Genomic DNA, 17244 nt, shown 5'->3' on the forward strand with positions numbered 1-17244 from the left:
CCAGGACTTTCGTTGTGTCAAAGGCAGAGGCCATTAGTTATGAAAAATAACGATAATTTTGTATTACGTAATACTTGGTACTATGCTCTGCCTAGCGATCAAATCAAGCCAGGTATGACGATCGGCCGCATTTTCTTAGGAGAACCAGTGCTGTTACTTCGCACCCAGGATGGCAAAGTGTCTGCAATGACCGACATTTGTCCCCATCGTGGTGTGCCTTTAAGTTGTGGGAGATTCAATGGGCAGGAAGTTGAATGCTGTTACCACGGTTGGCGCTTTAACTCCGCTGGGCGCTGTACTGCGATACCTTCTCTTGTAGAGGATCAGCAAATGGATTTGAGTCGCTTTGACGTGCAGTCTTATCCAATCCGCGAAGCCCAAGGGAACATTTGGATATATATGCCCGATCCCGATAACCCTCAACCGGCATCTGAGATGGAAATTCCGGTAATACCTGGGTTTGGCGATCGCTCTCACCAGTTTGTAGAGGTGGTAAAATTTCCTTGTTTTATAGATCATGCAGTGGTAGGTCTGATGGACCCGGCTCATTCACCTTATGTTCATCGCGCTTGGTGGTGGCGAAATGAGCAATTGCATGAAGAAGTAAAGCAATTTGATGCTTCGCCCTATGGCTTCACGATGCGACGACACCGATTACCAGCGAATGGGGGTCGATTATACTGGCTGATTGGCGGTGGTGTCCCGGAAACGGAGATTTCTTTTCGTTTACCTGGAGTCAGAATCGAAGAAACCACCATTGGTAATAATCGAGTCGTTAATTTGACGGCAGTTACACCGATTTCAGACACAGAAACGGAAGTAACTTTTGCTCTTTACTGGACACTTCCTTGGGTAGGATTTTTCAAGCCACTGTTACACGTGCTGGCGCGGACTTTCATTGGCCAAGACCGAACGGTTGTGGAAAAACAGCAAATAGGTTTGAAATATAACCCTGTGCTGCGGCTGATTAAAGACTCAGATATGCAAGCGCAGTGGTATTACCAGTTAAAGCGGGAGTATGCTCGATCTGTCGCTGAAGGACGAGAATTTGTCAATCCTGTCAAAGGTCAAATACTCCGCTGGCGTGCTTAAATTACTCCAAAGTAAATTCCGCAAATTCTCTTTGTCCAAATAGCATATTTCGGTCTACGGCTGACAATATTTTATTATTGGCGCGATCGCTATTTAAACTGCGACCAACTAACTGCGCCACATCTGCACGATTGATGCTACCAATAATGTGCGGATCTTCGGTTAAAATACCATTACCCGTTGCTGGTTCTGACTTTAGTCCACCAGGACGGATGATTGTATAGGTGAGTCCACTGGCAATTAAGTGTTGTTCGGCTTTGTTTTTCTCAGCTAAAACTTTTCCCAGTACCTCTAAAACTTGGGGTGAGGCAGCAACAACACTATTGCCAGCACCAATGGAAGATACAAGAATAAACTTTTGCACTCCAGCTTTAACTGCTGCATCGATCAGATTTCTATTACCAGGGTAATCCGGTCTTTCTACATCTGATGGTAAACCGCCAATTGTACTGATAACGGTGTGAATAGGTGCATCTGTTACCATTGCGCGTTCTACATCGCCAAGATTCAAGGCATCTCCCTCAACTACTTCAATACCCATTGCTTCTAGTTCAGTAGCAACTGCTGCTGTTCTCAGGAGTGCTTTAACCTTTAGCTGTTGCGCTGTGAGATATTGAGCAATTTCTCGACCAACACCGCGACTTGCTCCAGCTAGAAAAATATAAGATGCACTTGTCATAATAAACTTAACTATTTACGCTCAAAGGATTTTATCAGACAATTGCTCAAGCGATTGAGATGCTTCTGGTTGGTGGCGAACATAAGTGTCAATAAACTTAGAGGTTGTTTGAAAAGATGTTTCGCTGTGACTTTAGGCACTTTTAGATCCCCCCTAACCCCCCTTAAAAAGGGGGGAACCGGAATCAAAGTCCCCCTTAAAAAGGGGGATTTAGGGGGATCTAAAATTTTTGATACCGACAAGAGGACTTTTCAAACATCCTCTTACACCATAGCGCGCTGTTGTTCGCAATAACTCCATTGCAGGTTCCTCCCATCAGTAGAAGTGGTAGCGAGTCTGGTAAAATCCCTATCTAGCGATCGCAAATAACTGAGTAACTATAATTACAAAAATATATAAAATAGCAATTATACCTAACCCAATGGTAGGAAGTAATTTAGTAAACATTTGTGCAAATGTAGCAAATAACTTTTCTGTTGATAAACTTATGGCTAAAAAACCTCAACACAATCTAGAACCATACCAAGATGTCAGATTATCCGCTACCACAAGAATTTGGGTAATTACAGTAGCCATTCTTGGAGTTTGCGTGCCACTGTCAGCCGTTACTAGAAGCGGTGCTATTCTTCCTTTAGTTGCTATTGGTGGCGCAGCTGTTGGTACAGTTGCAGTTTGGCGTTCTGATGAGCAAAAATCTAAAACTAACTATTTGCAACAGCAGCAAATAGAACTGCTAGAGCAGAGATTAGCGAATTTAGAAACAATTGTTAGCAGCGATGACTTGAACTTGCAAATGAAAATTAAACAGATCGAAGCAAGGGATACTTTTGGTGACTCTTCTGATGTAAGTACTACACCCAGACAACCAAAACGCAAAGGTTAAAATAAGCCAACCTTCACCATTTATTTCGATTTTAGATGATATTTCCGAGAATTATCGTTACTAGGTTAATTTTATATAGCTATTTGCTGACTTAACGTTACTGTAATCTTTAGATCCGTCTCAAATTCAACTTTCTTTTACAGTTAGAAGTGTTTCTAGGGAAACAGTATCTCGTTATCCATCTCCGTTAGAATTGACTGATATCATCTAATTCTATATACTTCAACTGCATCAGTTCATCAAATGTCTAAGTGCTATCCATCTATCTCTTTCCCGGAAACATTTGTCAATGGCTGTGTTTTATTAGACTGTTAATATTACTGAATTTTTAATTAACCAAGGTTATAAACTTGAGTAATTGTATTTGTATAGCTTACCGTAGGTATGCAATAGTTTGCCGCAGGAATGCAGATGGATTGGATTAGCTTACTCAAAGCTCAACAAGCTGACTTCCTTCAACGTGTGAAAAAACCTAAAACTTATGACTTATCTTTGCTGGAAAGTCAAGTCAAAGGTTGTCACACTGAAGTTATGGCCTTTTGGGGCGAGCCTTTGGCTAGACTCCAAGAACTTTCTCGCCAACAAGCAGAAGTTCTCGCCAAAAATCCGCCGCCGACGCCGCCAGAATATCCTGAGCCTCCTGACTGGACGATACCTTTTCCCAAATACTTCCAACAACAAGCCCAAGATTATCTTTTACGAGAGCATATTGTTGACAGGATAATAACTGAACGCTTGGGCAAGTTAGTAAAAAAGGTGTCGCAAGATACTTTGCAAAACATGATTTTAGATGATGAGGGAAATTTGGGTGGCGAAAGTAAATTTCCTTATACGATCAAAAATCATCCTCAGCTAAGTGTTCAAGTTTATGTTGCTGATGGAGAAAGTTTTAATGGTATTAAGAAAGACAAAATTAGGTGGTCTGTTACTCAAGAAGATTTAAAAAATCACCAAGTATTAATTTTTCTGTGTTTGTTTTATCCATCTACAGGTAATTTAGGTTACGAGAAGCAAAGCATAATAACAGGCTTTTTACCCACAAATCAACTTGAATTTAGCGAACCAAAACTTTATGTAACTCCAAGTAATTTGTTATATGCAGGGGGGTTGAGTTGGTATTTAGAATCACTTATGGGTAAAAAAGACACGTCCCCAGTAATTAATGAGAGAGCGATCGCAGATACAATACAGACTCTACCATCAGAACATTGTCTCAAGGGTATAGTCGGTGACTGGGAATGCTGGCAGACTTTGCAAGGACACACCAGAGGCATTAATTGCCTAGCTTTCAGTTCTGGGTGCAACAATGGCAAAGCCTTACCCATATTGGCAAGTGGTAGTCGTGGAGAAACGAAACTCTGGGATTTAAGCAAGGGTGAATTAATAGAGACCTTATCAGAGTATCCTTGGGTAATATCTGGGCTGGTGGATGAAGTGAATTCCCTAGCTTTTAGTTCAGATGGACAGACTTTAGTCAGTTGCGGTGCAGATTCGACAATTAAGCTTTGGCACGTAGGCGCTTTAGACTTGATAGACATTTTGCACAAACATAATGGGGTAGTGCGGTGTGCTGCTTTCACCCCAGATGGCAGAATGTTAGCGACAGGCGGAGATGACAGAAAAATTCTGTTTTGGGATTTGATGCAACGTCAGGTAGCGATCGCACTTTCTTTAGATGATACAGCAGCTCATTCCCTAGTTTTGAGTCGAGACGGCGAAACTCTAGTTACAGGTAGCTATCGCAAAATCAAAGTTTGGCGCACCTCACCTCAAACGGGAATCAAAAGTTTAAAAGATGCACAACCACTGCATACCCTCATGGGTCATTCTCACATCGTTTGTTCCTTAGCAATCAGTGCAGATGGTAAACTGCTCGTGAGTGGTAGCTGGGATCAAACGATTAAAGTTTGGCAATTGGAGACTGGGGAATTACTTCATACCCTTAAAGGACATAGAGATAGGGTATATGCGATCGCTTTAAGTCCCGATGGACAAATTATCGCCAGCGGTAGTGCCGATCAAACTATCAAGTTGTGGCATTTACAAACCGGGGAATTGCTGGGTACGTTTACAGGTCATGGGAATATAGTCACAGCATTAGCCTTCACGGCTTCCGGTGAAATGTTAGTCAGCGGCAGTTTGGATAAGACAATTAAAATTTGGCAACGCAGTTAAATCATGACATTCTCTACGTAGGTTGCTGCTTTGCAGGAGTACAATGACTCGCTAACGTTACTCGTAATTGTCGAGTCTTTGAGACTTGTGAACAACAAACTTTAAAAACTCTCTTGCTCAAGCCGTATTATACCATTTTAGATTTTAGACTTCGGCTTACCTCGGCTCCGGTTCCATCAAGCGACTTGTACTGAGCGTAGTCGAAGTAAGTCGAGATGCTCGGCACAAGTCGCTCAGTCGAACGATTTTGGATTGAGAAACATCCATTGGATAAGTGTTTCAGGTTTCCATCTGTCGCAATCATTTTTCAATTTGGTATTAGACCTGGAAAAAACAATTAAGGAGCAAAATTTTTGAGTACCCGTCTTAATCTGTCGGGACTTAGTTTCGCGTTGCGTTAGCGAAACGGCTCCCTTCGGAGCTTCGCTTTCTAATTTTTTAGCTAATTGAGGACTGTTGTATGTGCGTGCCTCTTTCTTAGAGGTTGTTTGAAAAGTGGTTGGCTGTGATTTTAGGCACTAACCGATCCCCCCTAGCCACCTTTTTTAAGGCTACGGTGTACACACACACAAGTCGAATTACCCCCCTTAATCCCCCCTTGTAAAGGGGGGAAACAAGAGAATCTCGTTCCCTCCCCAATACATACGGGGAGGGTTAGGGTGGGGTAATTTGAGGACTGGTAGTGATTCGATAACTTGTGTGTACACCGTAGCCTTTTTAAGGGGGGAACCGGAATCAAAGTCCCCCTTTTTTAAGGGGGATTTAGGGGGATCTAGAACGTTTTATTACCGACAAGAGGAATTTTCAAACATCCTCTTAAGGCATTCTTTCAAAAACACTAACACTATATCCTCATCTTTCCACTTGGTCTTTCTTCCTCGACCAGGTAGTTCCCGAAGCCCTTCTAGACTATGCCTATGTGTGCAAAACCTCTTTTACTGTCTGTGAAGTCCAATTTGAAGTGTAAGTAACTTGATACAGAACTTTGTCTGTAGATTTATGGTCTTACACAATAACTTAAAATATATTAATTAAAGGATCAAAATTCTATATAAAACATCCTACTTTGGTATGATATTTTTGCGGTTTTATAAATGTTGGACATCGTGTAAATGTAGGAAGAAAAGTTAAAAAAGTAGGAAAAGTAGGTTAAGTGGGAAAAGTAGGTTAAGTGGAAAAGTAGGAAAAGTAGGTTAAGTGGGAAAAGTAGGATGTTTTGTATAAACTATTGACAAGCTTTTAGATAAATTGCTATTTGTAAGTACATCCAAGGCACAAATGCCTACGCACTTTCTGGAGAAAATTATGACTAACGTTAATGGATTGACACAACCCAACAATCAAGAAATCATTTTGGAAGAAATTAGTGAGGAAGAATTGGAAGGAGTAACGGGAGGATTCGGACCATTGGGCGGTGTAGTCGCAGCACTGGGCGGTTTATTAATATCAGTGGGCGGTGCACTCTGAAACGTGGGCAAATCTGTCGATATATTGTCTGGACAGCTTTCAGGGCCTCTCTAAGGTAGTCGATCTGCCAAATTCGACGAAAGCAAAGTTTAGGAAATCTCATTTCTAATACATGAGTTGAATTTGAGCAAATCAGCATCATAAAACAACTCAAGGTAATTTTTGAGAAGTAAACAAAGGCAGGTAAGCAGCTATTATAAAAATATTAGCCTATAAAGGTTGTGACTTTTATAAAAGTTTGTTGACCTAAAAAAATACAACAAATTTACCTTCGTTGTTGCTCAACAAATATTTAGTATAATCCCAATTATACACTCTTTATTGTTGAGTACTATAGCCAGAAGTCAGAATTTTCTGACTTCTGAATTTTCTCATGTCACTTCTATTTTCATAAAGAACCTATTTGTGCCAGAAGTTTGAATTGAGATTGAAGATTTGAGATTTGAGCGGTTCAGTGCCGTAATAAAGATGCGTGATGCTGCCAACATTAACAGTAGTTTGGCAAGTATCGAATGAATATTTTCACCACAGCTTTTATTGATAGTTCACTTTTGTTGGATGGCAAAGACTAGCCGACAATCTTTTTTCATGAAAAATCGTAGTTTTAAACTTATATATCGCAGACATATTAATAATACAAGTAGGGAAATTTTAGAGAATTAAAAACTAAAAAATGAGAAAAGTAAGTTAGTTAGGAAAAGTAGGATATTTTTTATAATCTGTTGACAAATTATTAAATAAACTGTTATTGGTAAATACATCTCAGACAAAAATTGTCTGTATACTTCTGGAGGAATTTATGACTAATATCAATCAAATGAGTTTCAAATCTACCTGTAATCGAAAATTTCTTGTCGAGGAACTGATAGATAGTGAATTAAAAGGAATAGTGGGGGGAAATATTGTTTTGGATTTTTCATCACAGATAACTGCGATTTCAACTGATGGTGCTGATGCTACTGTTCAAGACTCCAATCAGGACATTGTGAATACGAAAACTAAGCAAAGAACACGCACAAGAAGAAGATTTTCGCTTATAAATGGAGTAGTACAAACAATAGATTCAACAGTCACTTCATCTATTTAGCATTCACGGTAATACCATTTATTTGTGAGGTTGCGCCAACTTTTCTTTCTTCCTTTGTGTGCTTTTCTGACGAGATGCTGCGTGTAACTTGCTTCTTAGGAGTATGCGCCCTACCCTGTGGGAAGCCGCTTCTCTACGAGATGCTCCGCGAATGCGTCCATGTAGTTCGTTTCTTATATAGTTTGGCGCATCTTAATACAGAATTGGTATAACTCAAATTCAACTCACGGTTTATGTACCCAATTGAAGGTGCGTATCCCCAACTTCTTTAGAAGTTGGGGATATTATTTTTATGAGCAATTTAATATGTTAGCCGTTACTTATTAGGCAATGTTTTGTAATACCTATAGTAACTTTTGAAAAAATTATTTGTAGATATAGCATCGGCTTATCCTACCTTTATTAACTTGAACTAATCCCAATATTTGATATTTCTTAAAATATTAATCTTTAAAAAACTCTTTCCTAACTTCATCATTTCTTTATATAAAATTCTTTCAAAAAAATGTATTGTTTAAAGATAGTGAAATTGCAAAACAAACCAAAACCAAATTTAGTTATACGCATTACACTTAGTGTGTTTTAACAAAGAATTTGATAATAAAAGTTGTCAGATACTTATGATTTCAAGCGTCTAAGAATTTTTATTATTTGGTTAAGTAAAAGGAAAATTTCACTATTCCAAAACCATTTTGTACAAGGAAAGAATTTTTATGTCAGTTGTAACATTTGAACAAGAAACACTCGTAGTCATGACCGAGTTAGCTGATGAAGAAATCAGTGGAATTGTCGGAGGACGCGGAGGTGTAAATGTCTATAGCAAGCCTAAAGCTAGCGTTAATGCCCAAGGTAAGAACGTACAAATAAACCAGCAAATTGGTAACGGAACAGCAATTGGTGGAGGAGATGCTAAGGTTTATCAAAATTCAAATCAAGAGATTGATAATAGCAGAGACCGTGTGTACTTCTAGTACTAATAGGTACTAGGTTATCTCCATAGTACGCTTATGTTGAGTTACCACCTCAACCAAAAATTACTTTAACGATTTTGTACAAGGAAGGAATTTTGATGTCAGTTGTAACACTTGAACAAGAAACACTCGCAGTCATGACCGAATTAGCTGATGAAGAAATCAGTGGAATTGTCGGAGGACGCGGAGGTGTAGATGTCTATAGCAAGCCTAAAGCTGGCGTTAATGCCCAAGGTAAGAACGTACAAATAAACCAGCAAATTGGTAACGGAACAGCAATTGGTGGAGGAGATGCTAAGGTTTATCAAAATTCAAATCAAGAGATTGATAATAGCAGAGACCGTGTGTACTTCTAGTACTAATAGGTACTAGGTTATCTCCATAGTACGCTTATGTTGAGTTACCACCTCAACCAAAAATTACTTTAACGATTTTGTACAAGGAAGGAATTTTGATGTCAGTTGTAACACTTGAACAAGAAACACTCGCAGTCATGACCGAATTAGCTGATGAAGAAATCAGTGGAATTGTCGGAGGACGCGGAGGTGTACAGATCGATACCAAGTCTAAACTTGACGTTAATGCCAAAGGTAAGGACGTACAAATAAACCAGCAACTTGGTATTGCAATAGCAATTGGTGGAGGAGATGCTAAGGTTATTCAAAAATCAAATCAAGGGATTGATAATAGCAGAGACCGTGTGCGCTTCTAGTACCAATAGATGCTAGGTTATCTCCATAGCACGCTGATGTTGAGTTAATACCTCAACCAAAAGTCACTTTAACGGTTTGTATTGCCAAAAATTTATCTATGATGATTTGTATCATCATTAGAAATCAAAACAACACTAAGCTAGCAAGCATGTAAGTTATGCATTACTTCGTTAAGAGAGTTATTAAACAGTAATCCTTTGCCAATTGCTACGAACAACTGACAAAGGACTACAAACGACCCTTACGAATAAGCTACAGACATCTTATAACATAGTGGTCTGACTATTTCTGGCATCACAACCTTCTACAACGTTACACGAACATTGGCGGGTGTAAGCCGGATAAAACGAAAGGTCAAATAGTAAGCGACCACTCATTATTATCCCTTACTTCTTACCTACCCGTCAATGTTTTCATATAAAGATTACAAAATCGTTACTTTAACAGAAATTACTCCTCGTCTACGCAAAAATCAAAAATTGATTTTCTCAGCTTTCGACCTTTCATCAGATGGTAGGTTGAATTTTGTATATGAATATTAGTATCCCAAAGCAAACAAAACATATCTGCCTTCCTCTGAAAGCGGAAGGTAATTTTTTATTCATCAATTTTCAGCCTAATACCCAATTTCCTTCTGACTGCAATGCAAATTGGGATGGTCTGTGATGATTAATCAAAAAAACAAACTATTCCGTAAAGAAGCTTTAGAGCGTATTTCTTCACCTGAAGAACTAGATCAAATTATGCAGGTAGTCAGCCCCAAAAAGTGGCTACCTCTAGTTGCTGTTGGTTCCTTGGTGGCATCTGGGCTGACTTGGAGTTTTTTAGGTCGAATTCCAATTACGGTGACGGGTACTGGCATCATAGTTTATCCCAGTACAATTACTTCGTTTCAGTCACCGATCGCAGGTAGATTGCGAACAGTCAACGTTCGGGTTGGCGATTTTGTCAACAGAGGAGATGTGCTGGCGACTCTAGACCAAAACGAACTGATGAAACAGCTACAGTTAGTACGCTCAAAATTAGAGCAACTACAGCAAGAGAATCGCGATGCTAACACAGTGCAACTACTGCGGCAAAATGCAGATAAACAGGCACTTATACAGCAACGCCAAAGTTTGCAGCAAAATCTCCAAACAGTCCAAAAACTCACGCCAATTTTAAGAGAAAAAGGGCTGAACTCGATCCAACGCGATCGCACTAGCCAAATACAAAGCCTACAATCTCTACGGGAACTGCTGCCGACTTTCAAACAAAGATTAGACAACCGGAAGCAGCTATTAGGAGAGGGAGCGATTTCTGGGGATACAGTCTTACAGTCACAGCAAGATTACTTAAATGGTGTCAGACAAATTAACGAAGCCGAATCCCAACTCAAGCAATTGGATGTCAAAGAGGCAGATGCCCAACGCCAATATCTAGAAAATATCAACTCAATCAAAGATTTAGAAAGTCAGTTAAAGCAACTAGATAGTAAACAAGCGACATTGGCACAACAAGATTTAGAAGCCGTAACAACTCGCCAGAAAGAAATTCAGGAAGTGCGGCGGAATATTACCCAATTGGCGCTGCAATTATCTAGCAACAGCTTAATCAAAAGCACTTACTCAGGACGAGTTTTAGAAATCTCAGCAACACCGGGGCAGGTTGTCTTACAGGGTACACCCATAGGAGCGATCGCCGCACAAAAGCGATCGGTGCAACTGGAGAGTGTGGCATTTTTTCCCGTTGGTGATGGTAAGCAAATTCAACCAGGGATGAAGTTACAAGTCACACCTAGTACAGTGCAACGGGAACGCTTTGGCGGCATCATTGGTGCTGTTACAGATGTCTCAGCCTTTCCCGTGACTAAAGAAGGTGCATTAAGTGTAGTAGGCAGTTCCGAATTCGTAGAAGGTTTGATGTCACAAGGGCCACAGATTTTAATTACCGCCCGACTGCAACCAGACACTTCCACAGTCAGCCACTACAAATGGTCTTCTTCCAAAGGGCCAGAGATGAAAGTAACTTCTGGAACTACTACCTCTGTACAAGTCACCGTCGAAGAACGTGCCCCGATTACATTTGTGCTGCCAATTTTGCGATCGTGGAGTGGGGTTTATTGAGTAGGCAATAAGGGCAGAGGAGCAGGGGAGTAGGGGAGCAGGGGAGCGGAGGGGCGCAAGAGTGGAGTTAAAAAACTTATTCACGAGTATCAAAGACTCATTAATGGAGTTCAAAGACTCATTAATGGAGATCAAAGGCTCATTAATGGAGATCAAAGGCTCATTAATGGAGTTCAAAGACTCATTAATGGAGTTCAAAGACTCATTAATGGAGTTCAAAGACTCATTCACTATTCCCAATGCCCAATGCCTAATTTCCTAGACCTCTTGCATAAATCAAAAATAAGAAAGAACCCCACCCCGCCAAAGCTACGCTTTGTCTCCCCTCCCGAAGAGCCTACGGTGTACACACAAGTTAAATTACCCCCCTTAATCCCTCCTTATAAAGGGGGGAAACAAGAAATCCAGTTCCCTCCCCTTTATAAGGGCAGGGTTAGGGTGGGGTAAAACCCTGGTTAATCAGCTATTTCAGACTTGTGTGTACACTGTAGCCCGAAGAGCGGGGAGGGGTTGGGGGTGGGGTGTTAGCGACTTTTGCAAGAGGTTTCCTATAAATGATGATTTCACTTCTTCGCGTTGCTCCTATGATATTGTGGCGAAATCTGCAAAATCTATTGAAGTCTAAAAGTAAACGGTGTCGCACTCCAACTCTGCTGCAAATGGAGGTAGTAGAGTGTGGTGCTGCTGCTTTAGGAATTATTCTGAGTTACTACGGTCGCATTGTGCCCCTGACAGAACTCCGACAAGCGTGTGGTGTATCCCGCGATGGAGTTAGTGCGTTAAATATTTTGAAGGCTGCCAGAAATTATCGATTAACCGCTAAGAGCTTTAAAACAAATTTAGCTGCCCTGTCTCAGTTAAAATTTCCCTTCATTGTATTTTGGCAATTTAATCATTTCCTAGTAGTAGAGGGATTTGGCAAACAGCGAGTTTATCTCAATGACCCCGCTACTGGGCGGCGCACTGTCTCTCTAGAAGAATTTAGCGGTGCTTACACAGGTGTGGTGCTAGCTTTAGAGCCGAGTTCCGAGTTTCAGCAAGGAGGACGGAAACCTAGCACTATCCTCGCTTTATGGTCGCGGTTGCGAGGCTCGATTGGGGCATTGATTTACTGTGTGGTGGCAGGATTTTTGCTAGTGATTCCGGGACTGGCCATACCTGCATTTTCTCAAGTATTTATAGATAACGTATTAATTGGGCATCGGAATGAGTGGTTGCGTCCGCTTATTTTAGGAATGATTTTCACAGCCGGACTGAATGGATTTTTAACGCTGCTACAGTTGCAGTTTTTGCGTCAGCTGAAAATTAAGTTGTCGGTGGGTATGGAGAGTAAATTTCTCTGGCATATTTTACGCCTACCCATGAGTTTTTACGATCAGCGGTTTGCTGGAGAAATTAGTAGCCGGGTACAACTCAATGACAGTATAGCTAATATGCTTTCGGGTAAATTAGCTACTACAGCGATCGCCACAGCGTCAATATTTCTGTATGTAGTAGTGATGCTGCAATATGATGTAGTGCTAACCTTAATTGCGATCGGCTTTGTCGCTGTTAACCTCGCTGCCTTACAGTGGGTAAGAGGGCGGCGCGTCGATGCCAACATCAAACTGCTCCAAGAACATGGCAAAGTTAGCGGCGTTGCAATTTCTGGTCTTCAGAGCATGGAAACACTTAAAGCCTCTGGGTTAGAGTCAGATTTCTTCTCTCGATGGGCCGGTTACTATGCCAAAGCCATTAATACCCAGCAAGAATTAGAGACAACAAACCAGACATTAGGAGTTTTACCAGATTTCTTGTCAGCGATCGCTTCCATGCTGCTTTTGGCTGTAGGTGGTTTGCGAGTTATGGATGGAACCATGAGCATCGGGATGTTAATAGCCTTTCTCGGCATGATGCAAAATTTTTTCCAGCCGATAAATAATCTTGTCAATCTGGGAAGTGACCTGCAAGAGATGGAAGGTAATTTGACTCGCCTTGATGATGTCTTGCGTAACCCCATTGATTCGCAGTTGCAGAGAAGAGGCAGGGGGGAAGAGGGGCAGAGGGGCAGAGGGGCAGAGGAGGCAGGGGGAGACATGGGAGTAAATTCTTCCTTGTCCTCCTTGTCCCCCTTGTCCTCCTCATCTCCCTCATCCCTCAACCCTCTTTCCAAACTCCGGGGATATGTTGAATTAGACAATGTGACATTTGGCTATAGCAAAATTGCTCCACCGTTGATTGAAAATTTTAGTCTCTCACTCCAGCCAGGGCAGCGAGTTGCTTTGGTGGGTGGGAGTGGTTCTGGTAAGTCTACTATTGCCAAACTTTTATGTGGGCTATACCAACCGTGGCAGGGAGAAATTTTGTTTGACGGTAAACCCAGAGAGCAAATTTCTCGCCAAGTATCAGCTAATTCTATATCTGCGGTAGAGCAAGAGATTTTATTGTTTGCTGGCAGTGTCAGAGACAACTTAACGCTTTGGGATACCACCATACCTGAAAGTCATTTAATGCGAGCTTGTCAAGATGCAGCAGTCCATGATGTCATTCTTTCGTTGCCAGGAGGCTATAGTGCCGACCTGTTAGAAGGTGCTACCAATTTGAGCGGTGGTCAACGGCAACGGTTGGAAATTGCCCGTGCTTTGGTGAATAATCCCAGTATCCTGGTGATGGATGAAGCTACTAGTGCCTTGGATGCTGAAACCGAAAAGAATGTGAATCGTAATTTGCGTTTGCGCGGTTGCACTTGCATCATCGTGGCGCATCGACTTTCGACCATCCGAGATTGCGATGAAATTATTGTCCTCGATCGCGGCCAGATAGTTCAACGGGGAACCCATGAGGAATTACAACAGATTGAGGGGCTTTATTTACAGTTGATTCGCAGCGAGGGAAATGAAGAGGCAGGGGAGCAGGGGAGCAGGGGAGCAGGGGAGAAGGGGAGCAGGGGAGAAGGGGAGCAGGGGAGCAGGGGAGAAGGGGAGCAGGGGAGAAGTAGTAGTAAGTCTTTCGCCTCGGTAACTGAGTTTACGGTGAGCGCAGTCGAACTGCGTAGCCGAAATGCCGCCTTTTTGCCTCTGTTAGGAGAATGCTATCGTTTTCAGGGTAATCAATCGCTACTATTAAACGATCCGCAGACAATTTGGGTAGTAAAATCTGGGTACTTGGCACTATTTGCGATCGCTCTCAATGATGGCATTGCTGAAGGAACTCGTCGCTACTTATTTAGCAGCACCCCAGGACAGGCGATGTTTGGCACTGCCCCAAGTTTAGATGGTAAGCAGCACCAGATTTTAGCGGTGTTCCTTGAGGAAACAGAACTCCTGAAAGTATCGAGAAGGGAGTTTAATCAGTTGTTTGCTGATGCCAATAGAGAAGCAGTAGCTTTCATCGAGGGCTGGATTTATCAATTAGGTTCAGTAATTGCAGGTATCACGACGCCAACAACACCATTATTACCCCAAGGAATTCAATACTATTCCTTACCTAAAAACCAAATCTTCCAACCGCTTAGTCATGTATCATGGGTGCAAATTCTCCAAGGGTGTACTAAATGGATGGGGTTTGGGGATCTGCTGTTAACTCCTGTCTCTGGAATATTACCTCTACATCCAAATATGTGGCTAGAGGCAAGTGACACAGTTGAGTTGAAAACTGTTAGCACTTTAGAAATTTCAGATGTGAATTCCTTGTTAGGCGGTTTGTCTCAACTACAAACTTATTTCCTGAACTGCATTGAACTGCTACAACGTCAAGAGATGGATGCAGAATTACTCAGATTTGAAGCTAGGGAAAGTCTTGAAAGGCAAGTGATGCAAGAAACTTTGGCAGAACTAGCATCTGTATTGCCACAGCCAAAGTTAAACAGATTAAGTAGTAGCCCAGAATTCAGTACTAGCATTGATCCAAATCACCCAGATCGAGCCTTGCTAGTTGCTGCTGGTGCAGTCGGACGAGCCTTAGGAGTTGAGATTCGTCCCCCAGCAGCGTCAGAAGACGTGAAACGAGTGCAAGATCCTGTAGAAGCGATCGCCCGCGCTTCGCATATTCGAGTGCGGCGGATTCAGTTGCGGGATAACTGGTGGCAAAAGGATTGCGGGCCAATGTTGGCATTTACGCTTCAGGAAAACCTACCAGTGGCACTGTTACCAATATCTGATACTTGTTATCAACTCTACGCTCCTTGGCAACAGAAGCGCGTCTCTGTAGATGCCCGAATTGCCGCAGCCCTCGCTCCCACTGGCTATGTATTCTATCGACCTTTACCGAATAAACAGCTAAAAACTTTTGATTTGCTTCAGTTTGCCGTACAAGGACATTCCAAAGAACTAATTGTAATTGTAGTGATGGGAATTACCATCAGCCTTTTAGGAATGCTAACGCCTCAAGCTACAGCTATCCTCATCGACAAAGCTATCCCAGATGCTAATCGGGGGTTGTTGAGCCAACTTGTTGTCGGTTTGCTAGCTGCTGCCTTTGGCGGAATGCTGTTTCAATTAGCCCTTGGGTTTGCTACCATCCGGCTGGAAACTTTTGCCGATTCTGCCACTGAAGCCGCAGTCTGGGATCGATTATTGAACTTAAAGGCTACTTTTTTTCGCTCCTTCTCGGTTGGGGACTTAAATTCGAGAGTCACAGCTATTAGTCAAATTCGCCAAAGATTGGGTAATACGGTATTCAAAACCATCTTTTCCAGTATGTTCTCCCTGCTGAATCTGGGACTGTTGTTTTACTACAGTATTTATTTAGCTCTGATAGCTTGTGTAGTCGCACTGATAAACATTGCCGTCACCATCATTTCCGGTATGCTCATTGTCCGTAAAGTTCGCCCCCTCCTAGAACAAGAAGGACAAATCTTTGGCGTGATGGTGCAGTTGATTAATGGAGTAGCCAAACTTCGAGTTGCCAAAGCTGAAGCCCGCGCCTTTGCTTACTGGGGAAAAAAATATACCCATCAGCTGAAACTAATGTTGAGTACCCAAGGCATTGAAGATAGCCTTGCAGTCATTAATCAAGTGTTACCTGTGTTAACTACTGCGGCGATCTTCTGGTTTGCTACTACCTTAATTGGACAGTCTCAAACCCCAGGAGCGACTAGTTTATCCACGGGTACTTTCTTAGCATTTAACGTGGCTTTTGGGACATTTATCCACGGGGTTACGAGCTTGAGCAGTACAGTAGTGGAAGTTTTGCAAGTCTTGCCCTTGTGGCAAAGGGCCCAGCCAATTCTTCAAGGGGAACTAGAAATCAATTCCAGTCAGGCAGATCCGGGAAGGCTATCAGGTAAATTAGTTGTAGATCGCCTAAGTTTCCGCTACCGCGATGATGGGCCTTTAACGTTGGATGATGTCAGCATCCACGCCCAACCCGGAGAATTTATTGCCATTGTTGGGCCTTCTGGTAGCGGTAAATCAACTTTATTGAGATTACTTTTAGGGTTTGAATTCCCGAAATCTGGCAGCATTTACTACGATGGGCAAGACTTAGCTTCTGTGGATGTCCATGCTGTACGCCGCCAATTAGGTGTTGTCATACAAAATAGTCGCTTGATGTCAGCCTCAATTTTTGAGAACATTGCCAGTGGCGCAGTGCTGACGATGGATGAAGCTTGGCAAGCAGCCCAGATGGCAGGTTTCGCGGATGATGTTGCCGCAATGCCAATGCAAATGCATACAGTAGTGAGTGAAGGAGGTAGTAATCTCTCTGGCGGACAACGACAACGGCTGTTGATTGCGAGGGCGTTGGCGTTCAAACCCCGGATTTTGCTATTTGATGAAGCGACTAGTGCTTTGGATAATAGAACCCAGGCAATTGTTAGTCAAAGCTTAGAGCAGTTAAAAGTGACGAGAATTGCGATCGCTCATCGCCTTAGTACCATCCAAAATGCTGACCGAATTTACGTACTCCAAGCTGGCAAGGTAGTACAGCAAGGTAGTTTTACTGATTTGGCAAATCAACCAGGGTTGTTTGCCCAACTCATGTTAAGACAGATGCTTTAGGGACTTTATAGTGGCGCAATCAAGTAGTAAATGACTTCCAACAAAATAAAATAATTATTGTAGAAATTAGGAGTCAGTGCTGCCGACGCAGCAC

At 42.1% G+C, this 17244-nt stretch carries 11 protein-coding genes; 10 read left to right on the forward strand and 1 reads right to left on the reverse strand.

The genetic code is table 11. The features are described from left to right. Positions 1–39 precede the first annotated feature (39 nt). The gene (locus tag V7K84_RS15970; protein WP_334839402.1) at positions 40–1092 is read left to right on the forward strand and encodes an aromatic ring-hydroxylating dioxygenase subunit alpha; all 1053 of its coding nucleotides are present in this window, start codon (positions 40–42) and stop codon (positions 1090–1092) included. Between the two features lies 1 nt (position 1093). On the opposite strand, the gene V7K84_RS15975 is transcribed toward V7K84_RS15970, so the two are convergent. Then, entirely contained in the window at positions 1094–1771 is a 678-nt protein-coding gene (locus V7K84_RS15975) for an SDR family oxidoreductase (RefSeq protein ID WP_334839404.1), read from the reverse strand. Positions 1772–2258: 487 nt separating this feature from the next. On the opposite strand from V7K84_RS15975, the gene V7K84_RS15980 reads away from it, so the two are divergent. The 9 genes from V7K84_RS15980 to V7K84_RS16020 all read left to right on the forward strand — a co-directional run bounded on the left by V7K84_RS15980 (position 2259) and on the right by V7K84_RS16020 (position 17150). Further along, positions 2259–2654 (forward strand): hypothetical protein, encoded by a 396-nt coding sequence (locus tag V7K84_RS15980; protein WP_334839406.1) that lies wholly within the window; start codon positions 2259–2261, stop codon positions 2652–2654. Positions 2655–3059: 405 nt separating this feature from the next. Continuing rightward, the gene (locus V7K84_RS15985; protein ID WP_334839408.1) at positions 3060–4829 is read left to right on the forward strand and encodes a WD40 repeat domain-containing protein; all 1770 of its coding nucleotides are present in this window, start codon (positions 3060–3062) and stop codon (positions 4827–4829) included. Positions 4830–6134: 1305 nt separating this feature from the next. Further along, positions 6135–6296, forward strand: coding sequence for a class IIb bacteriocin, lactobin A/cerein 7B family (locus V7K84_RS15990; RefSeq protein WP_334839410.1), 162 nt, complete (start codon positions 6135–6137; stop codon positions 6294–6296). A 799-nt stretch (positions 6297–7095) separates the two neighbouring features. Then, positions 7096–7383 (forward strand): hypothetical protein, encoded by a 288-nt coding sequence (locus V7K84_RS15995; protein WP_334839411.1) that lies wholly within the window; start codon positions 7096–7098, stop codon positions 7381–7383. A 713-nt stretch (positions 7384–8096) separates the two neighbouring features. Then, a complete protein-coding gene (locus V7K84_RS16000) occupies positions 8097–8354 on the forward strand; it encodes a hypothetical protein (RefSeq protein ID WP_334839412.1) in 258 nt (85 codons plus the stop codon). A 98-nt stretch (positions 8355–8452) separates the two neighbouring features. Then, positions 8453–8710 carry a hypothetical protein gene (locus V7K84_RS16005; RefSeq protein ID WP_334839414.1) on the forward strand — a complete coding sequence of 86 codons (258 nt, stop codon included), beginning with the start codon at positions 8453–8455 and terminating at the stop codon, positions 8708–8710. Between the two features lie 98 nt (positions 8711–8808). After that, complete coding sequence (locus V7K84_RS16010; protein WP_334839416.1) at positions 8809–9066, forward strand: hypothetical protein; 258 nt, start codon at positions 8809–8811, stop codon at positions 9064–9066. Positions 9067–9732: 666 nt separating this feature from the next. Further along, complete coding sequence (locus tag V7K84_RS16015; protein WP_334839417.1) at positions 9733–11172, forward strand: NHLP bacteriocin system secretion protein; 1440 nt, start codon at positions 9733–9735, stop codon at positions 11170–11172. 554 nt (positions 11173–11726) lie between these two features. Continuing rightward, on the forward strand, positions 11727–17150 hold the full coding sequence (locus V7K84_RS16020) for an NHLP family bacteriocin export ABC transporter peptidase/permease/ATPase subunit (RefSeq protein WP_334839419.1): 5424 nt from the start codon (positions 11727–11729) through the stop codon (positions 17148–17150). Positions 17151–17244: the final 94 nt, after the last annotated feature.

Source organism: Nostoc sp., from assembly GCF_036917315.1.
GTDB lineage: Bacteria > Cyanobacteriota > Cyanobacteriia > Cyanobacteriales > Nostocaceae > Nostoc.